Source organism: Streptomyces sp. NBC_00178 (assembly GCF_036206005.1).
Taxonomy (GTDB): domain Bacteria; phylum Actinomycetota; class Actinomycetes; order Streptomycetales; family Streptomycetaceae; genus Streptomyces.
In genome coordinates, this window is sequence record NZ_CP108143.1 from 4,413,941 (window position 1) to 4,439,628 (window position 25,688).

Genomic DNA, 25,688 nt, shown 5'->3' on the forward strand with positions numbered 1-25,688 from the left:
AATGCTGATCCCCCGTAGGGTCAAGCACCGCAAGCAGCACCACCCGAAGCGCAGCGGTATGTCCAAGGGTGGCACGCAGGTTGCGTTCGGCGAGTACGGCATCCAGGCGCTGACCCCGGCGTACGTGACGAACCGCCAGATCGAGGCAGCTCGTATCGCGATGACCCGCCACATCAAGCGTGGCGGCAAGGTCTGGATCAACATCTACCCGGACCGCCCCCTCACGAAGAAGCCTGCCGAGACCCGCATGGGTTCCGGTAAGGGTTCTCCCGAGTGGTGGATCGCGAACGTCAAGCCCGGTCGGGTGATGTTCGAGCTGTCCTACCCGAACGAGAAGATTGCTCGTGAGGCGCTCACCCGCGCTGCTCACAAGCTTCCGATGAAGTGCCGGATCGTTCGGCGCGAGGCAGGTGAGTCGTGATGTCGGCCGGTACCAAGGCGTCCGAGCTGCGCGAGCTGGGCGGCGAGGAGCTCCTCAACAAGCTCCGCGAGGCCAAGGAAGAGCTGTTCAACCTCCGCTTCCAGGCGGCGACCGGACAGCTCGAGAACCACGGTCGGCTCAAGTCCGTCCGTAAGGACATCGCCCGGATCTACACCCTGATGCGCGAGCGCGAGCTGGGCATCGAGACGGTGGAGAGCGTCTGATGAGCGAGAAGACTGTGACTGAGACCAACACCGAGCGCGGTTTCCGCAAGACCCGTGAGGGTCTGGTCGTCAGCGACAAGATGGACAAGACCGTCGTCGTCGCTGTCGAGGACCGCGTCAAGCACGCGCTGTACGGCAAGGTCATCCGCCGTACCAACAAGCTCAAGGCCCACGACGAGCAGAACGCTGCGGGCGTCGGCGACCGTGTCCTCCTCATGGAGACGCGTCCGCTGTCCGCCACGAAGCGCTGGCGCATCGTCGAGATCCTCGAGAAGGCCAAGTAATCCCTGAGGGGGTCTCCCCTCAGGACAGTTCCGCCAGGCTCGGCGGGGGCCGCTTCACCGCGGCCCCCGCCGGGAACCGGCAGACGATCAGGAGATAGACGTGATCCAGCAGGAGTCGCGACTGCGCGTCGCCGACAACACGGGTGCGAAGGAAATTCTCACCATCCGTGTTCTCGGTGGCTCGGGTCGCCGCTACGCGGGTATCGGTGACGTCATCGTCGCCACCGTCAAGGACGCGATCCCCGGTGGCAACGTGAAGAAGGGTGACGTCGTCAAGGCCGTCATCGTTCGCACCGTCAAGGAGCGCCGTCGCCAGGATGGCTCGTACATCCGCTTCGACGAGAACGCCGCTGTCATTCTCAAGAACGACGGCGACCCCCGCGGCACCCGTATCTTCGGCCCGGTGGGCCGAGAGCTGCGCGAGAAGAAGTTCATGAAGATCATCTCGCTCGCGCCGGAGGTGCTGTAAGCATGAAGATCAAGAAGGGCGACCTGGTTCAGGTCATCACCGGTAAGGACAAGGGCAAGCAGGGCAAGGTCATCGTTGCCTTCCCCGCCCAGGACCGTGTCCTCGTCGAGGGTGTCAACCGGGTCAAGAAGCACACCAAGGCCGGTCAGACGGCTCGCGGCTCGCAGACCGGTGGCATTGTCACCACCGAGGCCCCGATTCACGTCAGCAATGTTCAGCTGGTCGTGGAGAAGGACGGCAACAAGGTCGTCACCCGCGTCGGCTACCGCTTTGACGACGAGGGCAAGAAGATCCGCGTTGCCAAGCGGACCGGTGAGGACATCTGATGACGACCACCACTGCGCCGCGTCTCAAGACGCGCTACCGCGAGGAAATCGCCGGCAAGCTGCGTGAGGAGTTCTCGTACGAGAACGTCATGCAGATCCCCGGTCTGGTCAAGATCGTGGTCAACATGGGTGTGGGCGACGCCGCCCGCGACTCCAAGCTGATCGACGGTGCCGTCAGGGACCTCACCACGATCACCGGCCAGAAGCCCGCCGTCACGAAGGCCCGCAAGTCGATCGCGCAGTTCAAGCTGCGCGAGGGGCAGCCGATCGGCTGCCACGTCACCCTCCGCGGTGACCGCATGTGGGAGTTCCTGGACCGTACGCTGTCGCTCGCGCTTCCGCGTATCCGTGACTTCCGCGGCCTGTCGCCGAAGCAGTTCGACGGCCGTGGCAACTACACCTTCGGTCTCACGGAGCAGGTCATGTTCCACGAGATCGACCAGGACAAGATCGACCGGGTCCGGGGCATGGACATCACCGTGGTCACCACGGCTGCCAACGACGACGAGGGTCGTGCCCTGCTTCGTCACCTCGGCTTCCCGTTCAAGGAGAACTGACCGTGGCGAAGAAGGCTCTGATCGCTAAGGCCGCCCGTAAGCCGAAGTTCGGCGTGCGCGGGTACACCCGCTGCCAGCGCTGCGGCCGGCCCCACTCCGTTTACCGCAAGTTCGGCCTGTGCCGCGTGTGCCTTCGTGAGATGGCTCACCGTGGCGAGCTGCCGGGCGTGACCAAGAGCTCCTGGTAACTCTCCTTCGCCCCTAGGGGCTTGGGAGGACCAGAAAGCTCTCGGTAAGTATCTGGTCGGCAGGAGCCCCGCTTTTCATGCCGTAGGCTTGAAGGGTTGGGCGCCTGCCGCCCTGACCGACTTACTACGCCGTAGGTCCCCGCACCGCACCCGTCCCGCCACAGAGTGGGGAGAGGGATGGCGCATACAGGAAACCCCGGCGAGAGAGGCCGAAGGCCAACTCATGACCATGACTGATCCCATCGCAGACATGCTCACGCGTCTGCGTAACGCGAACTCGGCGTATCACGACGATGTCGCCATGCCGCACAGCAAGATCAAGTCGCACATCGCGGAGATCCTCCAGCAGGAGGGCTTCATCACCGGCTGGAAGGTCGAGGACGCCGAGGTCGGCAAGAACCTCGTCCTCGAGCTGAAGTTCGGGCCCAACCGCGAGCGTTCGATCGCCGGCATCAAGCGCATTTCGAAGCCGGGTCTGCGTGTATACGCAAAGTCCACCAATCTGCCGAAGGTTCTGGGCGGCCTGGGCGTGGCGATCATCTCCACGTCCCACGGTCTCCTGACCGGCCAGCAGGCCAGCAAGAAGGGCGTAGGTGGGGAAGTCCTCGCCTACGTCTGGTAGTCGGGAACGGAGGAAAAGCTCATGTCGCGAATCGGCAAGCTCCCCATCCAGGTTCCCGCCGGTGTGGACGTCACCATCGATGGCCGCACGGTCGCGGTGAAGGGCCCGAAGGGTTCCCTCTCGCACACCGTCGCAGCGCCGATCGAGGTCACCAAGGGTGAGGACGGCGTGCTCAACGTCGTCCGCCCGAACGACGAGCGTCAGAACAAGGCCCTCCACGGCCTGTCCCGCACGCTGGTGGCGAACATGATCACCGGCGTGACCGCGGGATACAGCAAGGCGCTCGAGATCAGCGGTGTCGGTTACCGCGTCCAGGCGAAGGGCTCCAACCTGGAGTTCGCCCTGGGCTACAGCCACCCGATCCTCATCGAGGCCCCCGAGGGCATCACCTTCAAGGTCGAGTCGCCCACGAAGTTCAGTGTCGAGGGCATCGACAAGCAGAAGGTCGGCGAGGTCTCGGCGAAGATCCGCAAGCTGCGGAAGCCCGACCCGTACAAGGCCAAGGGCGTCAAGTACGCCGGCGAGGTTATCCGCCGCAAGGTCGGAAAGGCGGGTAAGTAAGCCATGGCATACGGTGTAAAGATCGCCAAGGGCGACGCCTACAAGCGTGCCGCCCTCAAGCGCCGCCACATCCGCGTGCGCAAGCACATCTCCGGTTCGCCGGAGCGGCCGCGCCTGGTTGTGACGCGTTCCAACCGCCACATGGTGGCTCAGGTCATCGACGACATCGCGGGCCACACGCTCGCGTCGGCGTCGACCCTGGACGCTTCCATCCGCGGCGGCGAGGGTGACAAGAGCACCCTGGCCAAGCAGGTCGGCGCACTTGTCGCCGAGCGTGCCAAGGCCGCAGGCGTCGAGGCCGTCGTGTTTGACCGCGGTGGTAACCAGTACGCCGGGCGGATTGCCGCTCTGGCTGACGCCGCCCGTGAAGCCGGGCTGAAGTTCTAAGCCCCGGTTCCTACGCACAGCGGACGTAACAGAGAGAGGTAAATCCAATGGCTGGACCCCAGCGCCGCGGAAGCGGTGCCGGTGGCGGCGAGCGGCGGGACCGGAAGGGCCGTGACGGTGGCGCTGCCGCCGAGAAGACCGCGTACGTCGAGCGTGTCGTCGCGATCAACCGCGTCGCCAAGGTTGTGAAGGGTGGTCGTCGCTTCAGCTTCACCGCGCTGGTCGTGGTGGGCGATGGTGACGGCACCGTCGGTGTCGGATACGGCAAGGCCAAGGAAGTTCCCGCGGCCATCGCCAAGGGCGTCGAAGAGGCCAAGAAGAGCTTCTTCAAGGTCCCGCGTATCCAGGGCACCATCCCTCACCCGATCCAGGGCGAGAAGGCTGCGGGCGTCGTCCTGCTCAAGCCTGCTTCCCCCGGTACCGGTGTGATCGCCGGTGGCCCGGTGCGCGCGGTTCTCGAGTGCGCCGGCGTCCACGACATCCTGTCGAAGTCGCTCGGTTCTTCGAACCCGATCAACATCGTGCACGCGACCGTGGCGGCCCTCCAGGGCCTGCAGCGTCCCGAGGAGATCGCGGCCCGCCGCGGTCTGCCCCTCGAGGACGTCGCCCCCGCGGCTCTGCTTCGTGCGCGTGCGGGAGCGGGTGCGTAATGGCTCGCCTCAAGATCACGCAGACGAAGTCGTACATCGGCAGCAAGCAGAACCACCGCGACACCCTGCGTTCGCTCGGGCTCAAGCGCCTGCACGACGTGGTTGTCAAGGAGGACCGCCCCGAGTTCCGCGGAATGGTGCACACCGTCCGCCACCTCGTGACGGTTGAGGAGGTTGACTGACATGGCGGAGAACAGCCCGCTGAAGGCCCACAACCTCCGGCCTGCCCCGGGCGCCAAGACCGCCAAGACCCGTGTGGGTCGTGGTGAGGCGTCCAAGGGTAAGACCGCAGGCCGTGGTACCAAGGGTACGAAGGCTCGTTACCAGGTTCCGGAGCGCTTCGAGGGTGGCCAGATGCCCCTCCACATGCGTCTCCCGAAGCTCAAGGGCTTCAAGAACCCGTTCCGCACGGAGTACCAGGTCGTGAACCTGGACAAGCTCGCGACGCTCTACCCCGAGGGTGGAGAGGTCACGGTGGCCGACCTGGTCGCCAAGGGTGCCGTGCGCAACAACCACCTCGTCAAGGTCCTCGGACAGGGCGAGATCTCCGTGGCGCTGCAGGTTTCGGTTGACGCCGTCTCCGGCTCCGCCAAGGAGAAGATTGCCGCCGCCGGCGGCACCGTCACCGAACTCGTCTGAGACAACACGGACAAGACGGTGGTCTGAACATCCGACCGGGGATGCCTCTCATATGGGGCATCCCCGGTTGGTCGTTCCTAGGGGGGCATGTCCGCCGGTAAGGTGGCGTCCACTGCTGTGGTAAGTCCTGGGCGAACGCCCGGGGTTCTCTCACTGTTTCTTATTCGTCGATCCTCAAGACCGTCACCTCTACGCTCTGCGCGGGGGGTCGCAGGAGGCACCGTGCTCACCGCGTTCGCCCGGGCGTTCAAGACGCCCGACCTGCGCAAGAAGCTGCTCTTCACGCTCGGCATCATCGTGCTCTACCGTCTCGGGGCGCACATTCCCGTACCGGGGGTGAGCTATGAGAACGTCCAGATTTGTGTTGATCAGGCCAGCAAGGGCAACAACAGCCTCTTCGGTCTGGTGAACATGTTCAGCGGTGGTGCACTGCTGCAGATCACGATCTTCGCGCTCGGAATCATGCCGTACATCACGGCCAGCATCATTCTTCAGCTGCTGACCGTCGTCATCCCCCGGCTCGAGGCCCTCAAGAAGGAGGGGCAGTCGGGCACGGCCAAGATCACGCAGTACACGCGTTATCTGACCGTCGCGCTGGCCATCCTCCAGGGCACCGGACTGGTGGCAACCGCCCGTAGCGGCGCGCTCTTCAGCGGCTGCCCCGTGGCCGACCAGATCGTCCCGAACCAGTCGATCTTCACGACCGTCGTCATGGTCATCACCATGACCGCGGGTACCGCCGCCGTCATGTGGCTCGGTGAGCTCATCACCGACCGCGGCATCGGCAACGGCATGTCGATCCTCATGTTCATCTCGATCGCCGCCAGCTTCCCCGGCGCCCTGTGGGCCATCAAGCAGAGCGGCAAGCTGGCCGACGGCTGGATCGAGTTCATCACGGTCATCGTCATCGGCTTCGTGATGGTCGGGCTCGTCGTCTTCGTCGAGCAGGCACAGCGCCGGGTTCCCGTGCAGTACGCGAAGCGCATGATCGGGCGCCGTTCGTACGGCGGTACGTCCACGTACATCCCGCTCAAGGTGAACCAGGCGGGTGTGATTCCCGTCATCTTCGCTTCTTCGCTGCTCTACATCCCTGCTCTAATCGTTCAGTTCTCCAACTCCACCTCGGGCTGGGCGACCTGGATTCAGGCTCACTTCGTCAAGGGCGACCACCCGTACTACATCGCGACGTACTTCCTCCTGATCGTGTTCTTCGCCTTCTTCTACGTGGCGATCTCGTTCAACCCCGAGGAAGTCGCGGACAACATGAAGAAGTATGGTGGCTTCATCCCGGGTATCCGGGCAGGTCGACCTACTGCCGAGTATCTGAGCTACGTGCTCAACCGGATCACTTGGCCGGGCTCGCTGTACCTGGGCCTCATCGCTCTGGTGCCGACAATGGCGTTGGCAGGCTTCGGCGGTGCCAACCAGAACTTCCCGTTCGGCGGGACAAGCATCCTGATCATCGTGGGTGTGGGTCTGGAGACCGTGAAGCAGATCGAGAGTCAGCTCCAGCAGCGCAATTACGAAGGGTTCCTCCGCTGATGCGAATCGTCCTCGTCGGGCCGCCCGGTGCCGGCAAGGGAACGCAGGCTGCGTTCCTTGCCAAGAATCTTTCGATTCCGCACATCTCCACGGGCGACCTCTTCCGCGCCAACATCAGCCAGGGCACCGACCTTGGCAAGCAGGCCCGCGCCTTCATGGACGCAGGTCAGCTGGTGCCGGACGAAGTCACCATCGCCATGGCCAAGGACCGTATGTCCCAGTCGGACGCCGAGAACGGCTTCCTGCTGGACGGCTTCCCGCGCAATGTGGGCCAGGCCGTCGCGCTGGACGAGATGCTTCACGACGAGGGCGTCAAGCTGGACGCGGTTCTCGACCTCGAAGTTCCCGAGGACGAGGTGGTCAAGCGCATCGCCGGCCGCCGCATCTGCCGCAACGACAGCGCTCACGTCTTCCACGCGACGTACAACCCGCCGAAGACCGAGGGCGTCTGCGACGCCTGCGGCGGCGAGCTGTACCAGCGGGACGACGACACCGAGGAGACCGTGCGCACGCGTCTCGAGGTCTACCACACGCAGACCGAGCCGATCATCGACTACTACCGGTCCCAGGGACTGGTCGTGACGATCTCGGCGCTCGGCAAGGTCACCGAGGTGACCGACCGGGCGATGAAGGCCCTCGAGAAGTCCGAGGGCTGAGTTCCACCCCCGTTCCACCAGTGCAGTCGGCCGCGACGCCCCTCGGGCGCCGCGGCCGACTGTTTGCGCCGTATCGTGGAGTACGGCATCGGCCGTTCCCTCCGCAGGCAGAAAGGCGCCCAGCAATGGTGCAGATCAAGACCCCCGAGCAGATCGCGAAGATGCGCGAGGCGGGCCTCGTGGTCGCTGCCATTCACGCCGCCACCCGCGAGGCGGCCGTGCCGGGTGCCAGCACGAAGGACCTCGACGAGGTCGCGCGCAAGGTGATCGCGGACCACGGCGCCAAGTCGAACTTCCTCGGGTACGGCGGATTCCCCGCGACGATCTGCACCTCGGTCAACGAGGTCGTCGTCCACGGCATCCCGGACGAGAAGACCGTCCTCAAGGACGGCGACATCATCTCGATCGACGCCGGCGCGATCATCGACGGCTGGCACGGCGACGCGGCCTACACCGCCTTCGTGGGCACCGGTCACGCCCCGGAGCTGGTCGAGCTCTCCCGGGTGACCGAGGAGTCCATGTGGGCCGGGATCGCCGCGATGAAGGCGAACAACCGCCTCGTCGACATCTCGAAGGCCATCGAGTCCTACATCCGCCGCCAGCCCCGCCCGGCGACCGGCAAGTACGGGATCATCGAGGACTACGGCGGGCACGGCATCGGCACCGAGATGCACATGGACCCGCACCTGCTGAACTACGTCTCGCGCAAGCGCGGCAAGGGCATCAAGCTCGTCCCGGGCGTGTGCCTGGCCATCGAGCCCATGGTGTCCCTGGGGACGCCGCAGACGAAGGTCCTCGCCGACGAGTGGACGGTCCTCACGACCGACGGGACCTGGTCCTCGCACTGGGAGCACTCGATCGCGCTCACCGAGCAGGGCCCGCTGGTGCTGACCGCCCCCGACTGCGGCCGCGAGAAGCTGGCCCAGTACGGCGTGGAGGCGGCGCCGGACCCGCTGGGCTGACCGGTTCGACCGGGCGGAGGCCGGCACCGCGGACCGAAGCCGGTGAGGCGCCCCGGCGCCGAGCCCGCGAGGCGTGCGTGGGGGAGACGGCGGCGTGGAGGCGGCGCCGGGCCCGCTGGGCCGGCCGGGCTCGCGGGAGGCCGCCCGCAGGACTGTCCGGCTGATCCGTGTCTAAGGATCAGGGGAAGTGGGCAAACTTGACGGATTCGTCTTTTGGAGTCCGCTGACGTAGACTGACTCGTCGGCTCTCGTGCATCAGTGTGCCCGTATGTCTGCACACGAGTGTGGAGAGTCGATCAAGGTAGCCGATTCGAAGGGCGAAGCGTGGCCAAGAAGCAAGGTGCCATCGAAATTGAGGGCACCGTGATCGAGTCCCTCCCGAACGCCATGTTCAAGGTGGAACTCCAGAACGGTCACAAGGTCCTCGCGCACATCAGCGGCAAGATGCGGATGCACTACATCCGCATCCTCCCGGATGACCGGGTCGTCGTGGAGCTTTCTCCGTACGACCTGACGCGTGGCCGGATCGTCTACCGCTACAAGTAGATCTTGTCTCCACCCCGCTTCGGCGCGGTGTGGGCACTGACCCGGAGAACCTGACATCCCATGAAGGTCAAGCCGAGCGTCAAGAAGATCTGCGACAAGTGCAAGGTGATCCGCCGTCACGGCCGGGTCATGGTCATCTGCGACAACCTGCGCCACAAGCAGCGCCAGGGCTGACGCACGACCACCTGCATCTCGCAGCTCTTCGCGCGACGCACGTAAACGTACATACGCAGAGCCCGTCCAAGCTTCGGCTGACGACACCTCCGGCGGGGGCCGGGGACCCGGGCGTACCACCCCTTCCCACACGGGCGGGGTCGGCGTTCGGGAGTGGCACTGCGGTAGACCCCCGACATGACAACTGGAGCCATTGAATGGCACGCGTTTCAGGTGTTGACATCCCGCGCGAAAAGCGCGTGGAGGTTGCCCTCACCTACGTCTTCGGTATCGGGCGCACCCGGTCCAAGGAGATCCTCGCCACCACCGGCGTGAACCCCAACACCCGCGTTCGCGACCTGGCCGAAGAGGACCTGGTCAAGATCCGCGAGTACGTGGACGCCAACCTCCGCACCGAGGGTGACCTTCGCCGCGAGATCCAGGGCGACATCCGCCGCAAGATCGAGATCGGCTGCTACCAGGGCATCCGGCACCGTCGCGGTCTGCCGGTCCACGGTCAGCGCACCAGCACCAACGCGCGTACCCGTAAGGGCCCGCGTCGCGCCATCGCCGGTAAGAAGAAGCCGGGCAAGAAGTAGTCCTCAGCGGACGCACTGCGGGGCTCCGGGTCACCGGACGCCGCAGCAACCAGCGGTCTTCGCTGTAGGACCGATCACCTCCCCTCTCCATCTGGAGTCAAGACATGCCCCCCAAGGGTCGTCAGGGCGCAGCCAAGAAGGTGCGTCGCAAGGAAAAGAAGAACGTCGCTCACGGGCACGCCCACATCAAGAGCACGTTCAACAACACCATCGTCTCGATCACGGACCCCTCGGGCAACGTGATCTCCTGGGCCTCCGCCGGCCACGTCGGCTTCAAGGGCTCGCGCAAGTCCACCCCCTTCGCCGCGCAGATGGCCGCCGAGTCGGCCGCCCGCCGCGCGCAGGAGCACGGCATGCGCAAGGTCGACGTCTTCGTCAAGGGTCCCGGCTCCGGCCGTGAGACCGCGATCCGCTCCCTCCAGGCCACGGGCCTCGAGGTCGGTTCGATCCAGGACGTCACCCCGACGCCGCACAACGGCTGCCGTCCGCCGAAGCGTCGCCGCGTCTGACCCGCTACGGCCGGTGACGGCCGTGCGTCAGTAGCGTGGGTCCGGGCGGCATACCTCTTCGGGGGTGTGCCGCCCGTACCCTTGTTTCATCTGTCGGGCATCAAATAGTGGGTGCCCACGACTGAAGGATCACCACATGCTTATCGCTCAGCGTCCGTCGCTGACCGAAGAGGTCGTCGACGAGTTCCGCTCCCGGTTCGTGATCGAGCCGCTGGAGCCGGGCTTCGGTTACACCCTCGGCAACTCCCTGCGTCGCACGCTCCTCTCCTCGATCCCCGGTGCCGCTGTCACCAGCATCCGGATCGACGGTGTCCTGCACGAGTTCACCACCGTGCCGGGCGTCAAGGAGGACGTCACCGACCTCATCCTCAACATCAAGCAGCTGGTCGTCTCCTCGGAGCACGACGAGCCGGTCGTGATGTACCTGCGCAAGCAGGGTCCCGGCCTGGTCACCGCCGCCGACATCGCCCCGCCGGCCGGTGTCGAGGTGCACAACCCGGACCTCGTCATGGCCACGCTGAACGGCAAGGGCAAGCTGGAGATGGAGCTGACCGTCGAGCGCGGTCGCGGCTACGTCTCGGCCGTCCAGAACAAGCAGGTGGGCCAGGAGATCGGCCGTATCCCGGTCGACTCCATCTACTCGCCGGTGCTCAAGGTCACGTACAAGGTCGAGGCGACCCGTGTCGAGCAGCGCACCGACTTCGACAAGCTGATCGTCGACGTCGAGACCAAGCAGGCCATGCGTCCCCGTGACGCCATGGCGTCGGCCGGCAAGACCCTGGTCGAGCTGTTCGGTCTGGCGCGCGAGCTCAACATCGACGCCGAGGGCATCGACATGGGCCCGTCCCCGACGGACGCCGCGCTCGCCGCCGATCTGGCGCTGCCGATCGAGGAGCTCGAGCTCACGGTCCGTTCGTACAACTGCCTCAAGCGCGAGGGCATCCACTCCGTGGGTGAGCTCGTGGCCCGCTCCGAGGCGGACCTGCTCGACATCCGCAACTTCGGCGCCAAGTCGATCGACGAGGTCAAGGCGAAGCTGGCCGGTATGGGCCTCGCGCTCAAGGACTCGCCTCCCGGCTTCGACCCGACCGCCGCCGCCGACGCCTTCGGTGCCGACGACGACGCGGACGCCGGTTTCGTGGAGACCGAGCAGTACTGATCCACCCCCGGCAGGGTGCCCGGTTGTCCGGGTGCCCCTCGCCGGACCGGGGGCCCCGGGCCCCCGAGCCGTCCGCCGGCGCGACGCGCCGCGGCCGGACAGGAACTTCCGCGGGGCGTCCGCCTCACGGGAACTGACACCGGTACCTGATACGGCCGGTGCAGCACACAAGGAGAAAAACCATGCCTCAGCCCGCCAAGGGTGCCCGTCTGGGCGGCAGCGCTGCGCACGAGAAGCTTCTTCTCATCAACCTCGCGAAGTCGCTGTTCGAGCACGGCCGCATCACCACGACCGAGGCAAAGGCCCGCCGCCTGCGTCCGGTCGCCGAGCGTTTCATCACCAAGGCGAAGAAGGGCGACATCCACAACCGTCGCCTGGTGCTGCAGTCGATCACGGACAAGGGCATCGTGCACACGCTCTTCACCGAGATCGCCCCGCGGTACGAGAACCGCCCCGGTGGTTACACCCGCATCACCAAGATCGGCAACCGTCGTGGCGACAACGCCCCGATGGCCGTCATCGAGCTGGTCGAGGCCCTGACCGTGGCCCAGCAGGCCACCGGTGAGGCCGAGGCCGCGACGAAGCGCGCGGTCAAGGAGGACGCCCTCAAGAAGGACGAGGCTCCGGCCGAGACCGTCGAGGACGCCAAGCCGGCCGAGGCCGCTGCCGAGGACTCCAAGGACGCCTGAGCGTCCTGAGACCCCTGGAACGGGCCCGCACCACCCTTCGGGGCGGTGCGGGCCCGTTCTGCTTTGAGAGGATGCGCAGGTGAGTGACGAGGCAGAGCCCGGTTCCGTACGGGTACGGCTGGACCTTTCGTACGACGGGAAGGACTTCTCCGGCTGGGCGAAGCAGACCAGCAGACGCACCGTGCAGGGCGAGATCGAGGACGCGCTGCGCACCGTGACGCGGTCGTCGGTGACGTACGACCTGACGGTCGCGGGGCGGACGGACGCCGGGGTGCACGCGCGCGGACAGGTCGCGCACGTCGACCTCCCGGCGGCGGTGTGGGAGGAGCACCGGGAGAAGCTGCTGCGGCGCATGGCGGGACGCCTCCCGCTCGACGTGCGGATCTGGCGGGCGGCCGAGGCCCCCGCAGGGTTCAACGCACGCTTCTCCGCGCTGTGGCGCCGCTACGCCTACCGGGTGGGGGACCGGCCGGGCGGGGTGGACCCGCTCACGCGCGGCCATGTGCTGTGGCACGACCGTCCGCTGGACCTGGACGCGATGAACGAGGCGGCGGCCCTGATGGTGGGCGAGCACGACTTCGCCGCGTACTGCAAGAAGCGCGAGGGCGCCACGACCATCCGCACGCTGCAGAAACTGCACTGGGTGCGGGACGCGGAGTCGGGTGTGCTGACGGCGACGGTGCAGGCCGACGCCTTCTGCCACAACATGGTGCGGGCGCTGATCGGCGCCGCCCTGTTCGTGGGGGACGGGCGCCGGCCCGCGCGGTGGCCGGCCGAGGTGCTCGCGGCGAAGGTCCGGGACCCCGCCGTGCACGTCGTGCGGCCGCACGGACTGACGCTGGAGGAAGTGGCCTATCCGGCCGACGGCCAGCTGGCGGCGAGGGCCCTGGAGGCCAGGAACGTCAGGACGCTGCCGGGGGCCGGCTGCTGCTGACCGGCCTGCGGCGCAGGGCGCGGACCAGTCCGGCCGCGAAGTACGCGGCGAGCGCACTGGACACCGTGGAGCGGAACCAGCCGATGTCCGGGGTCCACCAGGCGTAGACGGCGGCGGCCGTGAAGAACAGCAGGCCCGCCGTGCGCAGGACCCACCAGCCCGCCGGGTGCGGCTCGTCGGAGGCGGCCGCCTCCGGGTGCACACCGTCCTTCGTGGTCATGGTGTCGCGCATCCCCGCGAGGAATCCCCGCCGGGCCAGCACACGGGCGCCCGGCAGGCGGGCCAGGATCTCCTGGTCACCGCCGTAGCCCGGCGGCAGCGGGGGGAGGCCCAGAGCGGCGACGAGTTCGCCCTGGTGACGGGCGGGGTCGCCGGTGGCCCGCAGGACGTGGGCGAGGGGGCGCGGGTCGGTGAGCCCGTAGACGCGGGCGAGCGCGGCGGCGGTCGCGCTCGCCTCGGTGTGGTCGGCGGCCGGGGCGGCGGTCTCCCAGACGTGGTGCGCCACCTGCCTGCCCCGGTGCAGGAGGGTGAAGCTGCTGCGCTCCGGGGTGCGGTGCAGGACGAGGGCGGGCCAGTCCTCGGCCGTCGTGAAGTTGTCGGCCGCCGAGGTCAGCGGATCGTGGGGGAGCAGCCCGGCCCGCTTGCCGCGGACCGGGTCCGGGACGATCTCGACGTACGTGTGACGGTCGCCGGCCGGGGCAGTGCGCAGGCTGTGGCCGCAGATCAGAGCCGCCTGGGCGAGCTCGGTGGGGCCGGTGGAGGCGATGGCGACGGAACGGGGCGCGAGTGCGCGCTCCCAGTCGGGTGCCCCGGCCGCAGGAGGGCCTGGCGGCCTGCGGAAGAAGGGGACCTTCATCGCCAGCTCGACCCGGGTGTCCGAGCGGGCCTCCAGGAACTCGTCCCGGGCGTCGCCGAAGTAGGTCCAGGGGAAAGTGGTGGCGTGCACCCCTATGCCGCGGAAGGCGTCGAGGGCCTCCTCGTAGCGGTTCGTCGACCACAGGACCAGGGCGAGGTGGTTGCGGAAGCCGGCCGCCTCGCGGTCCCCCGGCGCGTAGCTCTCCGAGAGGGCCTGGGCACGGCTCACCGCCGCCTCGGCCCGCTGCGCGTACGGGCCGGGGCCCTCGGCCGCGCCGTCGGCGATCAGGTACTCCACGACTGCCTGGAGGGGCAGCGCGTGCAGCCGGGAGCCCGGCGGCGCCTGGCCGGCGGCCCGCTCGGCGAAGTCGAACATGTCCTCGTGGGAGCCGTACCACTTGGCGCAGAGGTACTGCAGGGCCTGGACGTGACAGCCCTCGTGGTGCGGATCGCGGTCCGCGGCCTCGGCCAGGTAGGAGTCGAAGACCTCCCGCGGCGCCTGGATGCCCCGGGCCTGGGTCAGCGCGATGCGCCACGGCACCGGATCGTCGGGGTTGAGCTCGGCGGCGGCGGAGATCACCGGGACCGCGTCCCGCAGCACCGCGTGGAACGCCCGGAACTGGTCGGCCTCCACGTGCCTGGCCCGGGCGCCCGTGCGTATCTGCCACGCCTGGTGGACGTACTGGTCCGCCTTGACCAGCACGGCGTCGGGGTCCTCCGGCGACTCCTCCAGCCAGGCGTCCAGCCAGCCCGGATGGTGCAGCGACGCCCGTGCCAGCCGGGAGACGCAGGCGTCCCTGTGTTCCCACTGCGCGTGCTCGCGGGTGGCGGCGAGCAGCTCGGCGGCCGGTCCGTGGTCACCGGCCGACGCGGCGGCGAGCGCCACCCGCAACGAAGGGTCGGGCGCGTCGACCACCACCGCCTCGTCCGGGGGCAGGTCGGCCCCTATGGCGTCGCTGTGGCGCAGGACGCGCGGGATGGTGAGGAAGGCGGACAGACGCACGGCGGCGGTTCCTCGGTGGAGGGGAGGGACGGGAGGGGTGCGTGGAGCGGCGGCCGGCTGTCAGGTGACCGGCGCGGCCGCCGCCGACGCCTGGACCTCGCCGCGGTGCCGGATCTGGCGGAAGGTGAAGTCGGTGAGGTCGTCGCCGACCGCGTACACGTTCTTGTCCGCCGTGGTGACGTTCTTCCCGCTGGTGAAGCCGCCGACGGTGAAGTAGGCGTAGCGCCCGTAGGAGTTGGCGGTGCGCCGGCATACCGACCCGCCCCGGCAGAACGTCGGGACCCCCGACCCGCTGAGGGACGCTAGGCCGCCGGACGCCTGCCGGGCCGCCTTCCCGGCCTGCGCCTCGGTGGCGAAGACGGCGACGCCGACGGTGACCGCGACCCCGCTCCTGCTGTACGTGGCACGGATGACCTGGTCGCACCCGTGCGCGGCGAGGATCGAGCCCAGGGCGCCCTGGGTCGTGGCCGCGCAGTCCGTCGTCCGGGCGGTGGCGCCCTTGGCATAGACGCGGTCGCCCATGGTCAGCCTCCTGCCGGGGAAGAAGGCGTCGACGGTGACGGGCGCCCTGTCCTTCTTCTCGTCGGCTATGAAGTCCTTCGGGTCCGGCGGGGGCGGCGGCGCCACCGAGGAGAAGGACGGCTGGGGCGCGGCGCTCTCCGGGGGCAGGTCCTCGGGGGCGGGCAGCTCGCTCGCGTTCTTGTCCGAGCCGGACGTGCCGCCCTTGCCGCTGGTCGTGATGACGGCCGTGGCCACGATCGCGGCGACCGCCGCGGTGGCCAGCGCGCCCCCGCCGATCAGCAGCCACTTCCTGCGTCTGCCGCGTGCCTCGGACGCCTCGGCGAGCGCCGCCCAGTCCGGAGTCCGGCTGTCTCCCGGCCCCCAGGAGGGCCCCCCTTGCCCAAAGCTCATGCGGCGAATCCTAGACCGCCCCTAATCCGGTTGGGCCAACGGTTCTCGGGCCGTGACAATGATGCGCATGGGACATCTTGAAGCGGGCCACCTGGAGTACTACCTACCGGACGGGCGGGTGCTGCTCGGCGACGCCTCGTTCCGGGTGGCCGACGGCGCGGTCGTCGCCCTGGTCGGAGCGAACGGGGCCGGCAAGACGACGCTCCTGCGGCTGCTCGCCGGGGAGATCCAGCCGCACGGAGGCTCGGTCTCGGTGAGCGGCGGGCTCGGCGTGATGGCCCAGTTCGTCGGGGCCGTCCGCGACGAGCGCACCGTCCGCGACCTGCTGGTGTCCGTGGCCCAGCCGCGGATCAGGGAGGCGGCGAAGGCCGTCGACGCCGCCGAGGAGCGCATCCTCGCGGTGGACGACGAGGCCGCGCAGATGGCGTACGCGCAGGCACTGAGCGACTGGGCGGAGGCGCGCGGCTACGAGGCCGAGACGCTGTGGGACATGTGCACCATGGCCGCGCTCGGCGTGCCGTACGAGAAGGCGCAGTGGCGCGAGGTGCGCACGCTCAGCGGCGGCGAGCAGAAGCGCCTGGTCCTGGAGGCGCTGCTGCGGGGCCCCGACGAGGTGCTGCTCCTGGACGAGCCGGACAACTACCTGGACGTGCCCGGCAAGCGGTGGCTGGAGGAGAAGCTGAAGGAGACCCGCAAGACGGTCCTCTTCGTGTCCCACGACCGGGAACTCCTCTCCAGGGCCGCCGAGAAGATCGTCAGCGTGGAGCCCAGCGCGGCCGGCTCGGACGTGTGGGTGCACGGCGGCGGGTTCGGCACCTACCACCAGGCCCGCAAGGAGCGGTTCGCGCGCTTCGAGGAGCTGCTGCGCCGCTGGGAGGAGGAGCACGCCCGGCTGAAGGCGCTCGTCCTGCGGATGCGGCAGCAGGCGGCGAACAGCCCCGACATGGCGAACCGCTACCACGCGATGCAGACCCGCTTCAAGAAGTTCGAGGAGGCGGGCCCGCCGCCGGAGCCGCCGCGCGAGCAGGACATCAGGATGCGGCTGCGCGGCGGGCGGACCGGGGTGCGGGCGGTGACGTGCACCGGCCTGGAGCTGACCGGCCTGATGAAGCCCTTCGACCTGGAGATCTACTACGGCGAGCGGGTGGCCGTGCTCGGCTCCAACGGGTCGGGGAAGTCGCACTTCCTGCGGCTGCTCGCGGGGGAGCAGGTGGCGCACACCGGCGAGTGGAAGCTCGGGGCGCGCGTCGTGGCCGGTCACTTCGCCCAGACCCACGCCCACCCGGAGCTGCTCGGCAAGACCCTGGTCGAGATCCTGTGGTCGGAGCACGCCAAGGACCGCGGGGCCGCGATGTCGGTGCTGCGGCGCTACGAGCTGGAGCGCCAGGGCGACCAGGCCTTCGAGAGGCTGTCCGGCGGACAGCAGGCGCGCTTCCAGATCCTGCTCCTGGAGCTGGCCGGCACGACCGCGCTGCTGCTGGACGAGCCGACGGACAACCTGGACCTGGAGTCCGCCGAGGCACTCCAGGACGGTCTTGAGGTGTACGACGGCACGGTGATGGCCGTCACGCACGACCGCTGGTTCGCGAAGTCCTTCGACCGGTACCTGGTCTTCGGCTCGGACGGGGTGGTGCGGGAGACCACGGAACCGGTCTGGGACGAGCGCCGGGTGGAACGGGCCCGTTAGGGGCGGTGGGGCTGACGCGTTTTGACCCGTCCGGGCCGGGGCGGGTACTGTCAATGGTTGTTATACGTATTGGCTTCGTCGTTCTCACGCGAAGGGCCATGCGTAGGTTCTCTGGAGCAGTTACCAGTGGTTCGCATACGGGCGGTGTCCCGGCCTTGTGAGCCCCAGCTGCATATCGCTTCAGGTGCCATGTGTCTGGACCTCATCCACTGAAGAAGCGAAGGCTACGACGTGCGTACGTACAGCCCCAAGCCCGGCGATGTCACTCGCCAGTGGCACATCATCGACGCCGAGGACATCGTCCTCGGCCGCCTGGCCACCACGGCTGCGAACCTCCTGCGAGGCAAGCACAAGGCGATCTACGCCCCCCACATGGACATGGGCGACTTCGTCATCATCATCAACGCCGAGAAGGTCCACCTCTCCGGCAACAAGAAGACCCAGAAGATGGCGTACCGCCACTCCGGCTTCCCGGGCGGTCTGCGTTCGGTTCGTTACGACGAGCTTCTCGCCAAGAACCCCGAGAAGGCCATCGAGAAGGCCATCAAGGGCATGATCCCCAAGAACACCCTGGGTCGTCAGATGATCTCCAAGCTGAAGGTCTACGCGGGCGACCAGCACCCGCACGCTGCGCAGCAGCCGGTCCCGTACGAGATCACCCAGGTCGCGCAGTAGTTCCGGCCTCCCCCCAAAGACGTAAAGAAAGATCTGAGGAGAATCGTGGCCGAGACCACTGTTGAGACGACCGCTGACGACGCAGCGGGCACCGAGGGCGAAGAGACCTTCGCCGAGGTGACCACCTTCGAGTCGGAGGTCCCCGTCGAGGGTGAGTACACCTCCGAGTCGCTCGCGGGCCGCTTCGGCGACCCGCAGCCCGCGGCCGGCCTTGGCCGTCGCAAGAACGCCATCGCCCGCGTCCGGATCGTTCCGGGCACCGGCAAGTGGAAGATCAACGGTCGCACCCTTGAGGACTACTTCCCCAACAAGGTGCACCAGCAGGAAGTCAACGAGCCCTTCAAGGTGCTCGAGCTCGACGGCCGCTACGACGTCATCGCCCGCATCTCGGGTGGCGGCGTCTCGGGTCAGGCCGGCGCCCTGCGCCTCGGTGTGGCCCGCGCGCTGAACGAGGCGGACGTGGACAACAACCGCGCCACGCTGAAGAAGGCCGGCTTCCTCTCCCGCGACGACCGTGCGGTCGAGCGCAAGAAGGCCGGTCTCAAGAAGGCCCGTAAGGCTCCGCAGTACAGCAAGCGCTAAATCGCCTGCTCGCACGCGTTACACGTTCGCCCCGGCGGCACACCTGTGCTGCTGGGGCGTTCGTTTATCAGCCCTCGCGGGCGTATAACGGCTTCATACGCTTGCATGTTCATCGGGCCGGAAGCCTCGGGCGCGCCCTTCTTTGCTGCGCCTTGCCACGCTATGCCCTGTTTTGATTACTTTGGTTTTGCGGTTTCGGAGCACCTCGGAGGACGACAGTGGGACGACTCTTCGGCACGGACGGCGTACGCGGTGTCGCCAACGCGGACCTGACGGCCGAGCTCGCGCTCGGGCTCTCGGTCGCGGCGGCGCACGTACTGGCCGAGGCGGGGACCTTCGAGGGGCATCGGCCGACCGCCGTGGTGGGCCGCGACCCCCGCGCGTCCGGAGAGTTCCTGGAGGCCGCCGTCGTGGCGGGCCTGGCCAGCGCGGGCGTGGACGTGCTGCGGGTCGGAGTGCTGCCGACCCCGGCCGTGGCCTACCTCACCGGCTCCCTGGGGGCCGACATCGGTGTCATGCTCTCCGCGAGCCACAACGCCATGCCGGACAACGGCATCAAGTTCTTCGCCCGCGGCGGTCACAAGCTCGCCGACGAGCTGGAGGACCGCATCGAGACGGTCTACGAGCAGCACCGCACCGGTGAGCCGTGGAACCGCCCGACCGGCGCGGGCGTGGGCCGGGTCACCGACTACACCGAGGGCTTCGACCGCTACGTCGCCCACCTCATCGGCGTCCTGCCGAACCGGCTCGACGGACTGAAGGTCGTCCTCGACGAGGCGCACGGCGCCGCCGCCCGCGTCTCGCCCGAGGCCTTCGCCCGGGCCGGCGCCGAGGTCGTCACCATCGGTGCCGAGCCCGACGGGCTCAACATCAACGACGGCTGCGGCTCCACCCACCTGTCCCTGCTGCGGAACGCGGTCGTCGAGCACGGCGCCGACCTCGGCATCGCGCACGACGGCGACGCCGACCGCTGCCTGGCCGTGGACGCCGCGGGCGAGGAGATCGACGGCGACCAGATCCTGGCCGTGCTCGCCCTCGCCATGCGTGAGACCGGACACCTGCGCAAGGACACCGTCGTCGGCACGGTCATGTCGAACCTCGGCTTCAAGATGGCCATGGAGCGCGAGGGCATCCACCTCGTCCAGACCGCCGTCGGCGACCGCTACGTCCTGGAGTCGATGAAGGCCGAGGGCTTCGCGCTCGGCGGCGAGCAGTCCGGACACGTCATCGTCCTGGACCACGCCACCACCGGCGACGGCACCCTGACCGGCCTGATGCTCGCGGCCAGGGTCGCGGCGACCGGGCGCACGCTCGCCGACCTGGCCGGCGTGATGCAGCGCCTCCCGCAGGTCCTCGTCAACGTGCCGGACGTCGACAAGTCCCGTGTCGACACCTCGGCCGAGCTCGCCGCCGCGGTCACCGAGGCCGAGCGCGAATTGGGCGACACGGGAAGGGTGCTCCTGCGCAAGTCGGGCACCGAGCCCCTCGTACGGGTCATGGTCGAGGCGGCCGACCTCGAACAGGCGCGTGCGGTGGCGGGCCGGCTGGCCGACGTCGTGAAGTCCGCACTCGGCTGACGGCCCCTCGGCTCCTGGACGGACACCCGTACCGGACGGCCTCTCAACTCCCGGACGGACCCGGCCTCACGGCCGGGTCCGTCCGGCGTCGCAGCTCACGGAGGATGCGGGTCAGGTCGTCAGGGGCGGCGGCGAGGCGGACCGGCGTGCCCGCGTCGTCGAGTTCGGCGACGTGCCAGTTCCCGTGGACGCCGTCGCCGTCGCCGCCCCTGACCCGCCGTACGTTCGTGACGGTGAGCCGTTCCACCGGGATCCGCCTGGCCGCGAACCGGCCGGGACCCGAATGGGGTGTCACCGCGGGCGGGCCGCTCCCCAGGACGACGTGGGTGCCGAAGCAGTCCGGGTTGTAGTCGGTCCCGTCGAGGAAGCGGGCGGCCAGGAACAGCTCCGTCGTCTCCGGAGAGGCCTCGTCCCCGGGCGCCGCGGCGTCCCCCGGCATCACCGGGTCCCCGGGTGTGCGGACACGGGTGGCCCGCCAGGCCCAGGCGAGCATGCCCAGGGTGGCGGCCACGCCCGAGGCCGTCCACGCGAGGGCCACGGGGGAGCCGAGCGGGTCGGCCGGGTGGACGTAGCACAGCGGCAGCAGCCACCCGGCCGTACCGGCGAGGGCCGCGGCGAACGGCAGGGCGGAGGGGACGACCTCGTCCGCGGCCAGTCGGCGGCTGCTCCGCCTGCGCAGCAGGATCCGGGCACCGGGGTAGCCCGCGGCGAGGGCGCAGCCGGCCGCGACGACGGCCACGTCTCCCGCGCCTGGGAAGTGCTCGCGCCAGACGTGGTGCTCTCCGGCGACCACCCTCACGCGCCCCCGCCACAGCGTCAGCTCGACGCCGTCTCCGGGGTGGAACCCCCGGGCGCCCTCCTGCGAGACCCCGAGGCGTTCCGACGGACCGCCGTCGGCGAAGTACAGCCAACTGCTCTGCCTGCCCATGCCGACGTCCGTCCCCGAGATCACCGCGCGGCGCGTGCTCAGACAGTCGCCCCGCTCCGTGGCGGGGGTGTCCGCGGTGCAGGGGACCGCCGACGTCCACGCCTGCTTCGTCGAGGCGGCGGCCGGCACGAACCACGCCGCCAGGCCCGCGCCCGCGAGCAGCAGGACGCACAGGATCCACGACACGGCCGAGCCGCCTCCGGCGGTGCGGTGCGAGAGGACGGGGGCACGACCCGGCTCCGGGCCGCCATGACGGTGGTGCAGTGCACGGAGCCCGTACAGCTCCGCGTCGAAGTCCGCCCGGCCCCCGGAGGACCCGTCGGGCGTCAGAGGCAGCCGTCGCGTGCGTCCGTCGCGCAGCAGGACCTCGACGCGGTGGATGTCCTGGTGCCGCCCGCGCTGGACGCGGGCGCGCAGCTCGGCGACATCGGACCACGGCATGCTCCGCCGGCGCAGCAGCGTCCGGGAACGCAGGCCGTGGTCGTCGGCGGTGACCCGGGCGGTGGCGGCGTACAGGCACACGAGACCCAGCAGCGCGAGCAGCAGACCCACGGCCGACCACAGGTCCGGGAAGCCGGCACCGCAGGCCGGGCGCACGGCGGCCAGGCCGGCCCCCGCCGCGACGAGGACTGCGGAGTACCGGGCGGCACGCCTCCTGCGGCGGCGCGGGATCACATCCGGGGTGTCGGTCATGCCGGGATCGTGTCACCGGCGGGACCGCCCCCGCCTGTGCGGTGTACGGCAGTTTCGGCGCCCGCCACCCTGCCGGTCCGTCACCCGCGGGCGCGGCCCGGCGTCCGCAGGCGTCGTGGCGTACCCCCGCGCGTGACGTGCCGTCAGTCTCCGGAAGGAACCGGCCTCACGGCCGGGTCCGTCCGGCGTTGGGCGGCCCACAGCGCCCGCTGGACCAGCAGCGTGCACGTGCCCGCGAGCACGATGCCGCCGAGGTTGGCCAGCAGCTGCGCCGACGACCCCCAGGTCTGTTCGAGGTCCTGGTAGCTGAAGGCGACGGCGGCGTTCGCCGCGGCCGGAACCGTCGTCACCGAGATGGCCACACCGATCAGCGCCCCGGACTTCGCCGACGTCAGCGAGAGCGTGCCCGCGATGCCCGCGAGGAGAGCGACGACGAAGGACGTCCAGTCCGGGTGCCAGATGAACCCCGTGTTCGGCCTCTCCGCCCTGATCATGTCGGCGCTGAACAGCCCGAGCGCGTCCATCAGCCACGCGAACCCCGCCGTCAGGACCATCGCCACGGCGAAGCCGCCGATCAGGGCCCACAGCGACCGCCCGACGAGCCGGGGTGCCCGCTGCACCAGCGCCGTCGAGATACCCGCCAGCGGGCCGAACTCCGGCCCCACCGCCATCGCCCCGACGATGAGGACCGCGTTGTCCAGGACCACCCCGCAGGCGGCGAGCATCGTGGCCAGGGAGAGGAAGGCGACGTAGGTCGCGCTGAAGGTCGACTCCTCGTGGGTCACCTCGCTCAGTTCTTCCCAGAGCACCGCGTCGGCGCCCTCGCCCGGTGCCGCCCGCTCCGCCTCGTCGGCGTGCCTGGACAGCGTCAGGTCCATGTTCTCGACGGTGATCGATCCCGCGTCGTCGATGCCCAACCGGCGCAGCTCGCCGATCAGTTCGTCACCGGCCTCCCGCGCCACGTCGCACAGGACGACATCGCCGGCCGGGCTGCGCGCGACTCCGGCGAGCACGGCGAGGTGCGCGGTGCCCACCGTCCGCTCCAGCAACCGCACCACCTCGTCGGTGCGTTCGGCGGGCACGATGAGGCGCAGATGCAGCACGGGCGCACCCTTTCCGTGGTCAGAGCTTGCGCAGCGAGAGCTTCTGGACCTTGTGGTCCGGACCCTTGCGCAGCACCAGGGTGGCACGGCCCCTGGTGGGCGCCACGTTCTCCAGCAGATTCGGCTTGTTGATGGTCCGCCACATGGTGCGCGCGTAGTCCAGCGCCTCCGACTCGGAGACCTGGGTGTACTTGCGGAAGTAGGAGAACGGGTTCTGGAACGCCGTCTCGCGCAGCCTGCGGAAGCGGTTCAGGTACCAGGTCTCGATGTCCTCGGCCTTCGCGTCCACGTACACGCTGAAGTCGAAGTAGTCGGCGAGCCCGACCCTGGTCCGGCCGTCCTTGCCGGGCAGCGCCGGCTGCAGCACGTTCAGGCCCTCGACGATCAGGATGTCGGGGCGGCGGACGGTGAGCCGCTCACCCGGCACGATGTCGTAGATCAGGTGGGAGTAGACGGGAGCCGTCACCTCGTCCTTGCCGGCCTTGATGTCGGCGACGAACCGGGTCAGCGCCCGCCGGTCGTACGACTCCGGGAAGCCCTTGCGCGACATCAGCCCCCGCGCCTGGAGCTCCTTCATCGGGAGCAGGAAGCCGTCCGTCGTCACCAGCTCCACGCGGGGGTGCTCCGGCCAGCGGGCCAGCAGCGCCTGCAGGATGCGGGCGGAGGTGGACTTGCCCACGGCCACACTGCCTGCGACCCCTATGACGAACGGGGTCCCGCGCTGCGCCCCGTGCCCGTTGCCCGCGTCACCCAGGAAGGTGTTCAGCGCCCCGCGCAGGCCCGAGGTCGCCTGGACGTAGAGGTTGAGGAGCCGGGAGAGCGGCAGGTAGACGTCCCGGACCTCGTCGAGGTCGATGACGTCGCCGAGGCCCCGCAGCTTCTCGACCTCCTCGGCGCTCAGCGGCAGCGGGGTCTTGTCGCGCAGTGCGCTCCACTCCGCCCGGGTCAGGTCGACGTAGGGCGTCGGCGCGTGCTCGGTGCGGCGGGGGCTCCGTGCGGGCGAAGTGATCACGCACTCATTGTCGCGGGACATGCCCCGGAGTGGGAGGTGGGGTCGGTCACGTGGGGGATGCCGCGCACGGCGGAGGCGGCCTGCGGGGCGGTGGGGATCACTCTTCGGGAGGGGCGGGGGCACCCTGTTGGTACTCTGCCGCACCGCCCGCGCCAGGTGATCACCGGCGCGGCGGATCCCCTTCCATGAGCGATGAGGTGCGAATGAAGACAAGCGGCAGAACCGGAGCCGCGGGCGTGATCGTGGGGGCACTCGCCCTCTCGGCGTTCGCGGCTCCCCCGGCGCAGGCCGCCGGAACCGGCATCACCGTGTCGCGGGTGGTCGTCAACGGCGGAGCGACCGTCGTCGTGGGCACCTCGGACGTGAAGCGGCCCTCCCTCACCTTCCGGGTCACCCTGCCCTCCGGCTACAGCACGTCCGACTGGTCCGCGTGGTCCGCGCGTCCGTTCCTGTACCACGGCACGACCGTGGCCAAGGGGCTGGACGACGGCGGCCTGCGCACCGGCATCTACACCTGCTACCCGACGACCGCACGGATCGCGGACTGCGAGGGCAGCCTGTACATCGACCCGCGCTACGACCTCGACTCGAACAACGACGCCACCACCTGGAACATCGGCGTCCTGACGCAGCTCTGGAAGCCGGGCGGCGGGCTCAAGGCGGAGCAGCACGTCACCGCTTCCGGCGCCGTGAAGGTCAAGCGCTGGGCCAAGGCCACGGTCAACGCCTCGCCCGAACCGGTGACGAAGGGCGGGACGATCACCGTCACCGGCAGCCTCAAGCGCGCGGACTGGGTGAAGCACGCGTACACCGGTTACGCGGGCACGTCGGTCAGCCTGCAGTTCCGCAAGGCGGGCAGTTCCGTCTACTCCACGGTCAAGACGGCCACGACCAGCAGCACGGGCTCGCTGAAGACCACCGTCAAGGCCACGGTGGACGGCTACTGGCGCTGGTCCTTCGGCGGCTCGTCCACCTCGGGGACGGCCGCAGCCGCGGGCGACTTCGTCGACGTGCGCTGAAAGCCGGCGGCGCCGCCGCTCTGCCCGTGCGGTGCCCGCGTCGCCCGCACGGCACGGGGAGGCGGCGCCGCCGGTGCGCGGGGGGCCCTAAGCGCCGCCGAGTTCCGCCCGGAGCGCGAGGGCCACGCCGTCCGCCCGCCCGGCCGTCACCCGCTGCCCCTCCGGCGGCCTCAGCAGCGCGAAGACGCCGGCCCCGAGGTGCTCCGGCGGCAGGTCACCGGCGCGCGGCACGATGTGGAAGTGCACATGGGCGAAGCCCTCGGCCTCGGCGAACTGGACGACGTACGTCTTGGCGCATCCCGTGACCGCGCGCAGCGCCCTGGACAGCCTGACCTGCCAGGTCCCCAGACCGGCCGCCTCCGCGTCGGTGAGTTCGTGCACGGCCGTGATGTGGCGCCTGGGCAGCAGCACCAGCCAGCCCGGCAGCGAGGTCCCGGTCGCGTGGGCCACCCGCCAGTGCCGGTCGTACGCGACGCGCTCGCGCGGCGGCAGCGCGTCGAACTCCGCTTCCATGCCGCAGGTGTAGCAGTCGGAAGTCGCCATGGGCCGAGAGCGTAGCGACCGC

Annotated in this window: 34 protein-coding genes; 28 read left to right on the top strand and 6 right to left on the bottom strand. The window is 69.3% G+C overall.

What is annotated here, in order from left to right; genetic code table 11:
• Position 1 precedes the first annotated feature (1 nt).
• From rplP to truA, 23 genes are all read left to right on the top strand, one after another.
• Positions 2-421, top strand: a complete 420-nt coding sequence (gene rplP / locus OHT61_RS19370) for a 50S ribosomal protein L16 (protein WP_014047785.1) — start codon at positions 2-4, stop codon at positions 419-421.
• Positions 421-645, top strand: coding sequence for a 50S ribosomal protein L29 (gene rpmC / locus OHT61_RS19375; protein WP_033297602.1), 225 nt, complete (start codon positions 421-423; stop codon positions 643-645). Before rplP ends, rpmC begins: the two co-directional genes overlap by 1 nt.
• Positions 645-929 (top strand): 30S ribosomal protein S17, encoded by a 285-nt coding sequence (gene rpsQ, locus OHT61_RS19380; RefSeq protein ID WP_329040040.1) that lies wholly within the window; start codon positions 645-647, stop codon positions 927-929. The genes rpmC and rpsQ overlap by 1 nt, the downstream gene beginning before the upstream one ends.
• Positions 930-1,029: 100 nt before the next feature.
• Positions 1,030-1,398, top strand: a complete 369-nt coding sequence (rplN, locus tag OHT61_RS19385; protein ID WP_003966950.1) for a 50S ribosomal protein L14 — start codon at positions 1,030-1,032, stop codon at positions 1,396-1,398.
• A 2-nt stretch (positions 1,399-1,400) separates the two neighbouring features.
• The gene (rplX, locus tag OHT61_RS19390; RefSeq protein WP_014047788.1) at positions 1,401-1,724 is read left to right on the top strand and encodes a 50S ribosomal protein L24; all 324 of its coding nucleotides are present in this window, start codon (positions 1,401-1,403) and stop codon (positions 1,722-1,724) included.
• The gene (rplE, locus tag OHT61_RS19395; RefSeq protein ID WP_329040041.1) at positions 1,724-2,281 is read left to right on the top strand and encodes a 50S ribosomal protein L5; all 558 of its coding nucleotides are present in this window, start codon (positions 1,724-1,726) and stop codon (positions 2,279-2,281) included. The genes rplX and rplE overlap by 1 nt, the downstream gene beginning before the upstream one ends.
• Before the next feature lie 2 nt (positions 2,282-2,283).
• Positions 2,284-2,469: a type Z 30S ribosomal protein S14 gene (locus tag OHT61_RS19400; protein WP_003948630.1), complete on the top strand. Its 186-nt coding sequence runs from the start codon at positions 2,284-2,286 to the stop codon at positions 2,467-2,469.
• A 223-nt stretch (positions 2,470-2,692) separates the two neighbouring features.
• Positions 2,693-3,091, top strand: coding sequence for a 30S ribosomal protein S8 (gene rpsH / locus OHT61_RS19405; protein ID WP_028439249.1), 399 nt, complete (start codon positions 2,693-2,695; stop codon positions 3,089-3,091).
• Between the two features lie 21 nt (positions 3,092-3,112).
• Complete coding sequence (rplF, locus tag OHT61_RS19410) at positions 3,113-3,652, top strand: 50S ribosomal protein L6 (RefSeq protein ID WP_147959075.1); 540 nt, start codon at positions 3,113-3,115, stop codon at positions 3,650-3,652.
• 3 nt (positions 3,653-3,655) lie between these two features.
• Complete coding sequence (gene rplR, locus OHT61_RS19415; RefSeq protein ID WP_069171153.1) at positions 3,656-4,039, top strand: 50S ribosomal protein L18; 384 nt, start codon at positions 3,656-3,658, stop codon at positions 4,037-4,039.
• Between the two features lie 47 nt (positions 4,040-4,086).
• Positions 4,087-4,689: a 30S ribosomal protein S5 gene (rpsE, locus tag OHT61_RS19420; protein WP_014047793.1), complete on the top strand. Its 603-nt coding sequence runs from the start codon at positions 4,087-4,089 to the stop codon at positions 4,687-4,689.
• A complete protein-coding gene (rpmD, locus tag OHT61_RS19425) occupies positions 4,689-4,871 on the top strand; it encodes a 50S ribosomal protein L30 (RefSeq protein WP_018550611.1) in 183 nt (60 codons plus the stop codon). The genes rpsE and rpmD overlap by 1 nt, the downstream gene beginning before the upstream one ends.
• 1 nt (position 4,872) lies before the next feature.
• Positions 4,873-5,328, top strand: a complete 456-nt coding sequence (gene rplO / locus OHT61_RS19430; protein ID WP_014047794.1) for a 50S ribosomal protein L15 — start codon at positions 4,873-4,875, stop codon at positions 5,326-5,328.
• A 222-nt stretch (positions 5,329-5,550) separates the two neighbouring features.
• On the top strand, positions 5,551-6,870 hold the full coding sequence (gene secY / locus OHT61_RS19435) for a preprotein translocase subunit SecY (RefSeq protein WP_329040042.1): 1,320 nt from the start codon (positions 5,551-5,553) through the stop codon (positions 6,868-6,870).
• Entirely contained in the window at positions 6,870-7,526 is a 657-nt protein-coding gene (locus OHT61_RS19440; RefSeq protein ID WP_329040043.1) for an adenylate kinase, read from the top strand. Before secY ends, OHT61_RS19440 begins: the two co-directional genes overlap by 1 nt.
• Before the next feature lie 125 nt (positions 7,527-7,651).
• The gene (map, locus tag OHT61_RS19445; protein ID WP_329040044.1) at positions 7,652-8,488 is read left to right on the top strand and encodes a type I methionyl aminopeptidase; all 837 of its coding nucleotides are present in this window, start codon (positions 7,652-7,654) and stop codon (positions 8,486-8,488) included.
• A 324-nt stretch (positions 8,489-8,812) separates the two neighbouring features.
• The gene (infA, locus tag OHT61_RS19450) at positions 8,813-9,034 is read left to right on the top strand and encodes a translation initiation factor IF-1 (RefSeq protein WP_003956442.1); all 222 of its coding nucleotides are present in this window, start codon (positions 8,813-8,815) and stop codon (positions 9,032-9,034) included.
• A 60-nt stretch (positions 9,035-9,094) separates the two neighbouring features.
• On the top strand, positions 9,095-9,208 hold the full coding sequence (rpmJ, locus tag OHT61_RS19455) for a 50S ribosomal protein L36 (RefSeq protein WP_003956441.1): 114 nt from the start codon (positions 9,095-9,097) through the stop codon (positions 9,206-9,208).
• A gap of 197 nt (positions 9,209-9,405) precedes the next feature.
• Positions 9,406-9,786 (top strand): 30S ribosomal protein S13, encoded by a 381-nt coding sequence (gene rpsM / locus OHT61_RS19460; protein WP_014047799.1) that lies wholly within the window; start codon positions 9,406-9,408, stop codon positions 9,784-9,786.
• Positions 9,787-9,890: 104 nt separating this feature from the next.
• Positions 9,891-10,295: a 30S ribosomal protein S11 gene (gene rpsK / locus OHT61_RS19465; protein ID WP_003956432.1), complete on the top strand. Its 405-nt coding sequence runs from the start codon at positions 9,891-9,893 to the stop codon at positions 10,293-10,295.
• 136 nt (positions 10,296-10,431) lie between these two features.
• On the top strand, positions 10,432-11,454 hold the full coding sequence (locus OHT61_RS19470) for a DNA-directed RNA polymerase subunit alpha (protein ID WP_024491600.1): 1,023 nt from the start codon (positions 10,432-10,434) through the stop codon (positions 11,452-11,454).
• Positions 11,455-11,636: 182 nt separating this feature from the next.
• Positions 11,637-12,143, top strand: a complete 507-nt coding sequence (gene rplQ, locus OHT61_RS19475) for a 50S ribosomal protein L17 (RefSeq protein ID WP_329040046.1) — start codon at positions 11,637-11,639, stop codon at positions 12,141-12,143.
• Between the two features lie 79 nt (positions 12,144-12,222).
• Positions 12,223-13,077: a tRNA pseudouridine(38-40) synthase TruA gene (gene truA / locus OHT61_RS19480; RefSeq protein WP_329040047.1), complete on the top strand. Its 855-nt coding sequence runs from the start codon at positions 12,223-12,225 to the stop codon at positions 13,075-13,077.
• On the opposite strand, the gene OHT61_RS19485 is transcribed toward truA, so the two are convergent.
• Both OHT61_RS19485 and OHT61_RS19490 read right to left on the bottom strand, forming a co-directional pair.
• Complete coding sequence (locus OHT61_RS19485; protein WP_329040048.1) at positions 13,046-14,935, bottom strand: DUF4034 domain-containing protein; 1,890 nt, start codon at positions 14,933-14,935, stop codon at positions 13,046-13,048. The genes truA and OHT61_RS19485 overlap by 32 nt on opposite strands.
• Before the next feature lie 60 nt (positions 14,936-14,995).
• Entirely contained in the window at positions 14,996-15,847 is an 852-nt protein-coding gene (locus OHT61_RS19490; RefSeq protein WP_329040049.1) for a hypothetical protein, read from the bottom strand.
• Between the two features lie 67 nt (positions 15,848-15,914).
• On the opposite strand from OHT61_RS19490, the gene OHT61_RS19495 reads away from it, so the two are divergent.
• From OHT61_RS19495 to glmM, 4 genes are all read left to right on the top strand, one after another.
• Positions 15,915-17,534: an ABC-F family ATP-binding cassette domain-containing protein gene (locus tag OHT61_RS19495; RefSeq protein ID WP_329040050.1), complete on the top strand. Its 1,620-nt coding sequence runs from the start codon at positions 15,915-15,917 to the stop codon at positions 17,532-17,534.
• A gap of 231 nt (positions 17,535-17,765) precedes the next feature.
• Complete coding sequence (gene rplM, locus OHT61_RS19500; protein ID WP_329040051.1) at positions 17,766-18,209, top strand: 50S ribosomal protein L13; 444 nt, start codon at positions 17,766-17,768, stop codon at positions 18,207-18,209.
• 45 nt (positions 18,210-18,254) lie between these two features.
• On the top strand, positions 18,255-18,791 hold the full coding sequence (gene rpsI / locus OHT61_RS19505) for a 30S ribosomal protein S9 (RefSeq protein ID WP_033297615.1): 537 nt from the start codon (positions 18,255-18,257) through the stop codon (positions 18,789-18,791).
• Between the two features lie 218 nt (positions 18,792-19,009).
• Positions 19,010-20,368 (top strand): phosphoglucosamine mutase, encoded by a 1,359-nt coding sequence (gene glmM / locus OHT61_RS19510; RefSeq protein WP_329040052.1) that lies wholly within the window; start codon positions 19,010-19,012, stop codon positions 20,366-20,368.
• A 43-nt stretch (positions 20,369-20,411) separates the two neighbouring features.
• On the opposite strand, the gene OHT61_RS19515 is transcribed toward glmM, so the two are convergent.
• The 3 genes from OHT61_RS19515 to coaA form a co-directional block, all read right to left on the bottom strand.
• Positions 20,412-21,989, bottom strand: a complete 1,578-nt coding sequence (locus OHT61_RS19515) for a PH domain-containing protein (protein WP_329040053.1) — start codon at positions 21,987-21,989, stop codon at positions 20,412-20,414.
• 143 nt (positions 21,990-22,132) lie between these two features.
• Positions 22,133-23,092 carry a DUF389 domain-containing protein gene (locus OHT61_RS19520; protein ID WP_329040054.1) on the bottom strand — a complete coding sequence of 320 codons (960 nt, stop codon included), beginning with the start codon at positions 23,090-23,092 and terminating at the stop codon, positions 22,133-22,135.
• Positions 23,093-23,111: 19 nt separating this feature from the next.
• On the bottom strand, positions 23,112-24,104 hold the full coding sequence (gene coaA, locus OHT61_RS19525) for a type I pantothenate kinase (protein WP_329040055.1): 993 nt from the start codon (positions 24,102-24,104) through the stop codon (positions 23,112-23,114).
• Positions 24,105-24,307: 203 nt separating this feature from the next.
• Here coaA and OHT61_RS19530 point away from each other — a divergent pair, with 203 nt between their 5' ends.
• On the top strand, positions 24,308-25,123 hold the full coding sequence (locus OHT61_RS19530; RefSeq protein ID WP_329040056.1) for a hypothetical protein: 816 nt from the start codon (positions 24,308-24,310) through the stop codon (positions 25,121-25,123).
• Between the two features lie 87 nt (positions 25,124-25,210).
• On the opposite strand, the gene OHT61_RS19535 is transcribed toward OHT61_RS19530, so the two are convergent.
• Entirely contained in the window at positions 25,211-25,666 is a 456-nt protein-coding gene (locus OHT61_RS19535) for an HIT family protein (RefSeq protein WP_329040057.1), read from the bottom strand.
• Between the last annotated feature and the right edge of the window lie 22 nt (positions 25,667-25,688).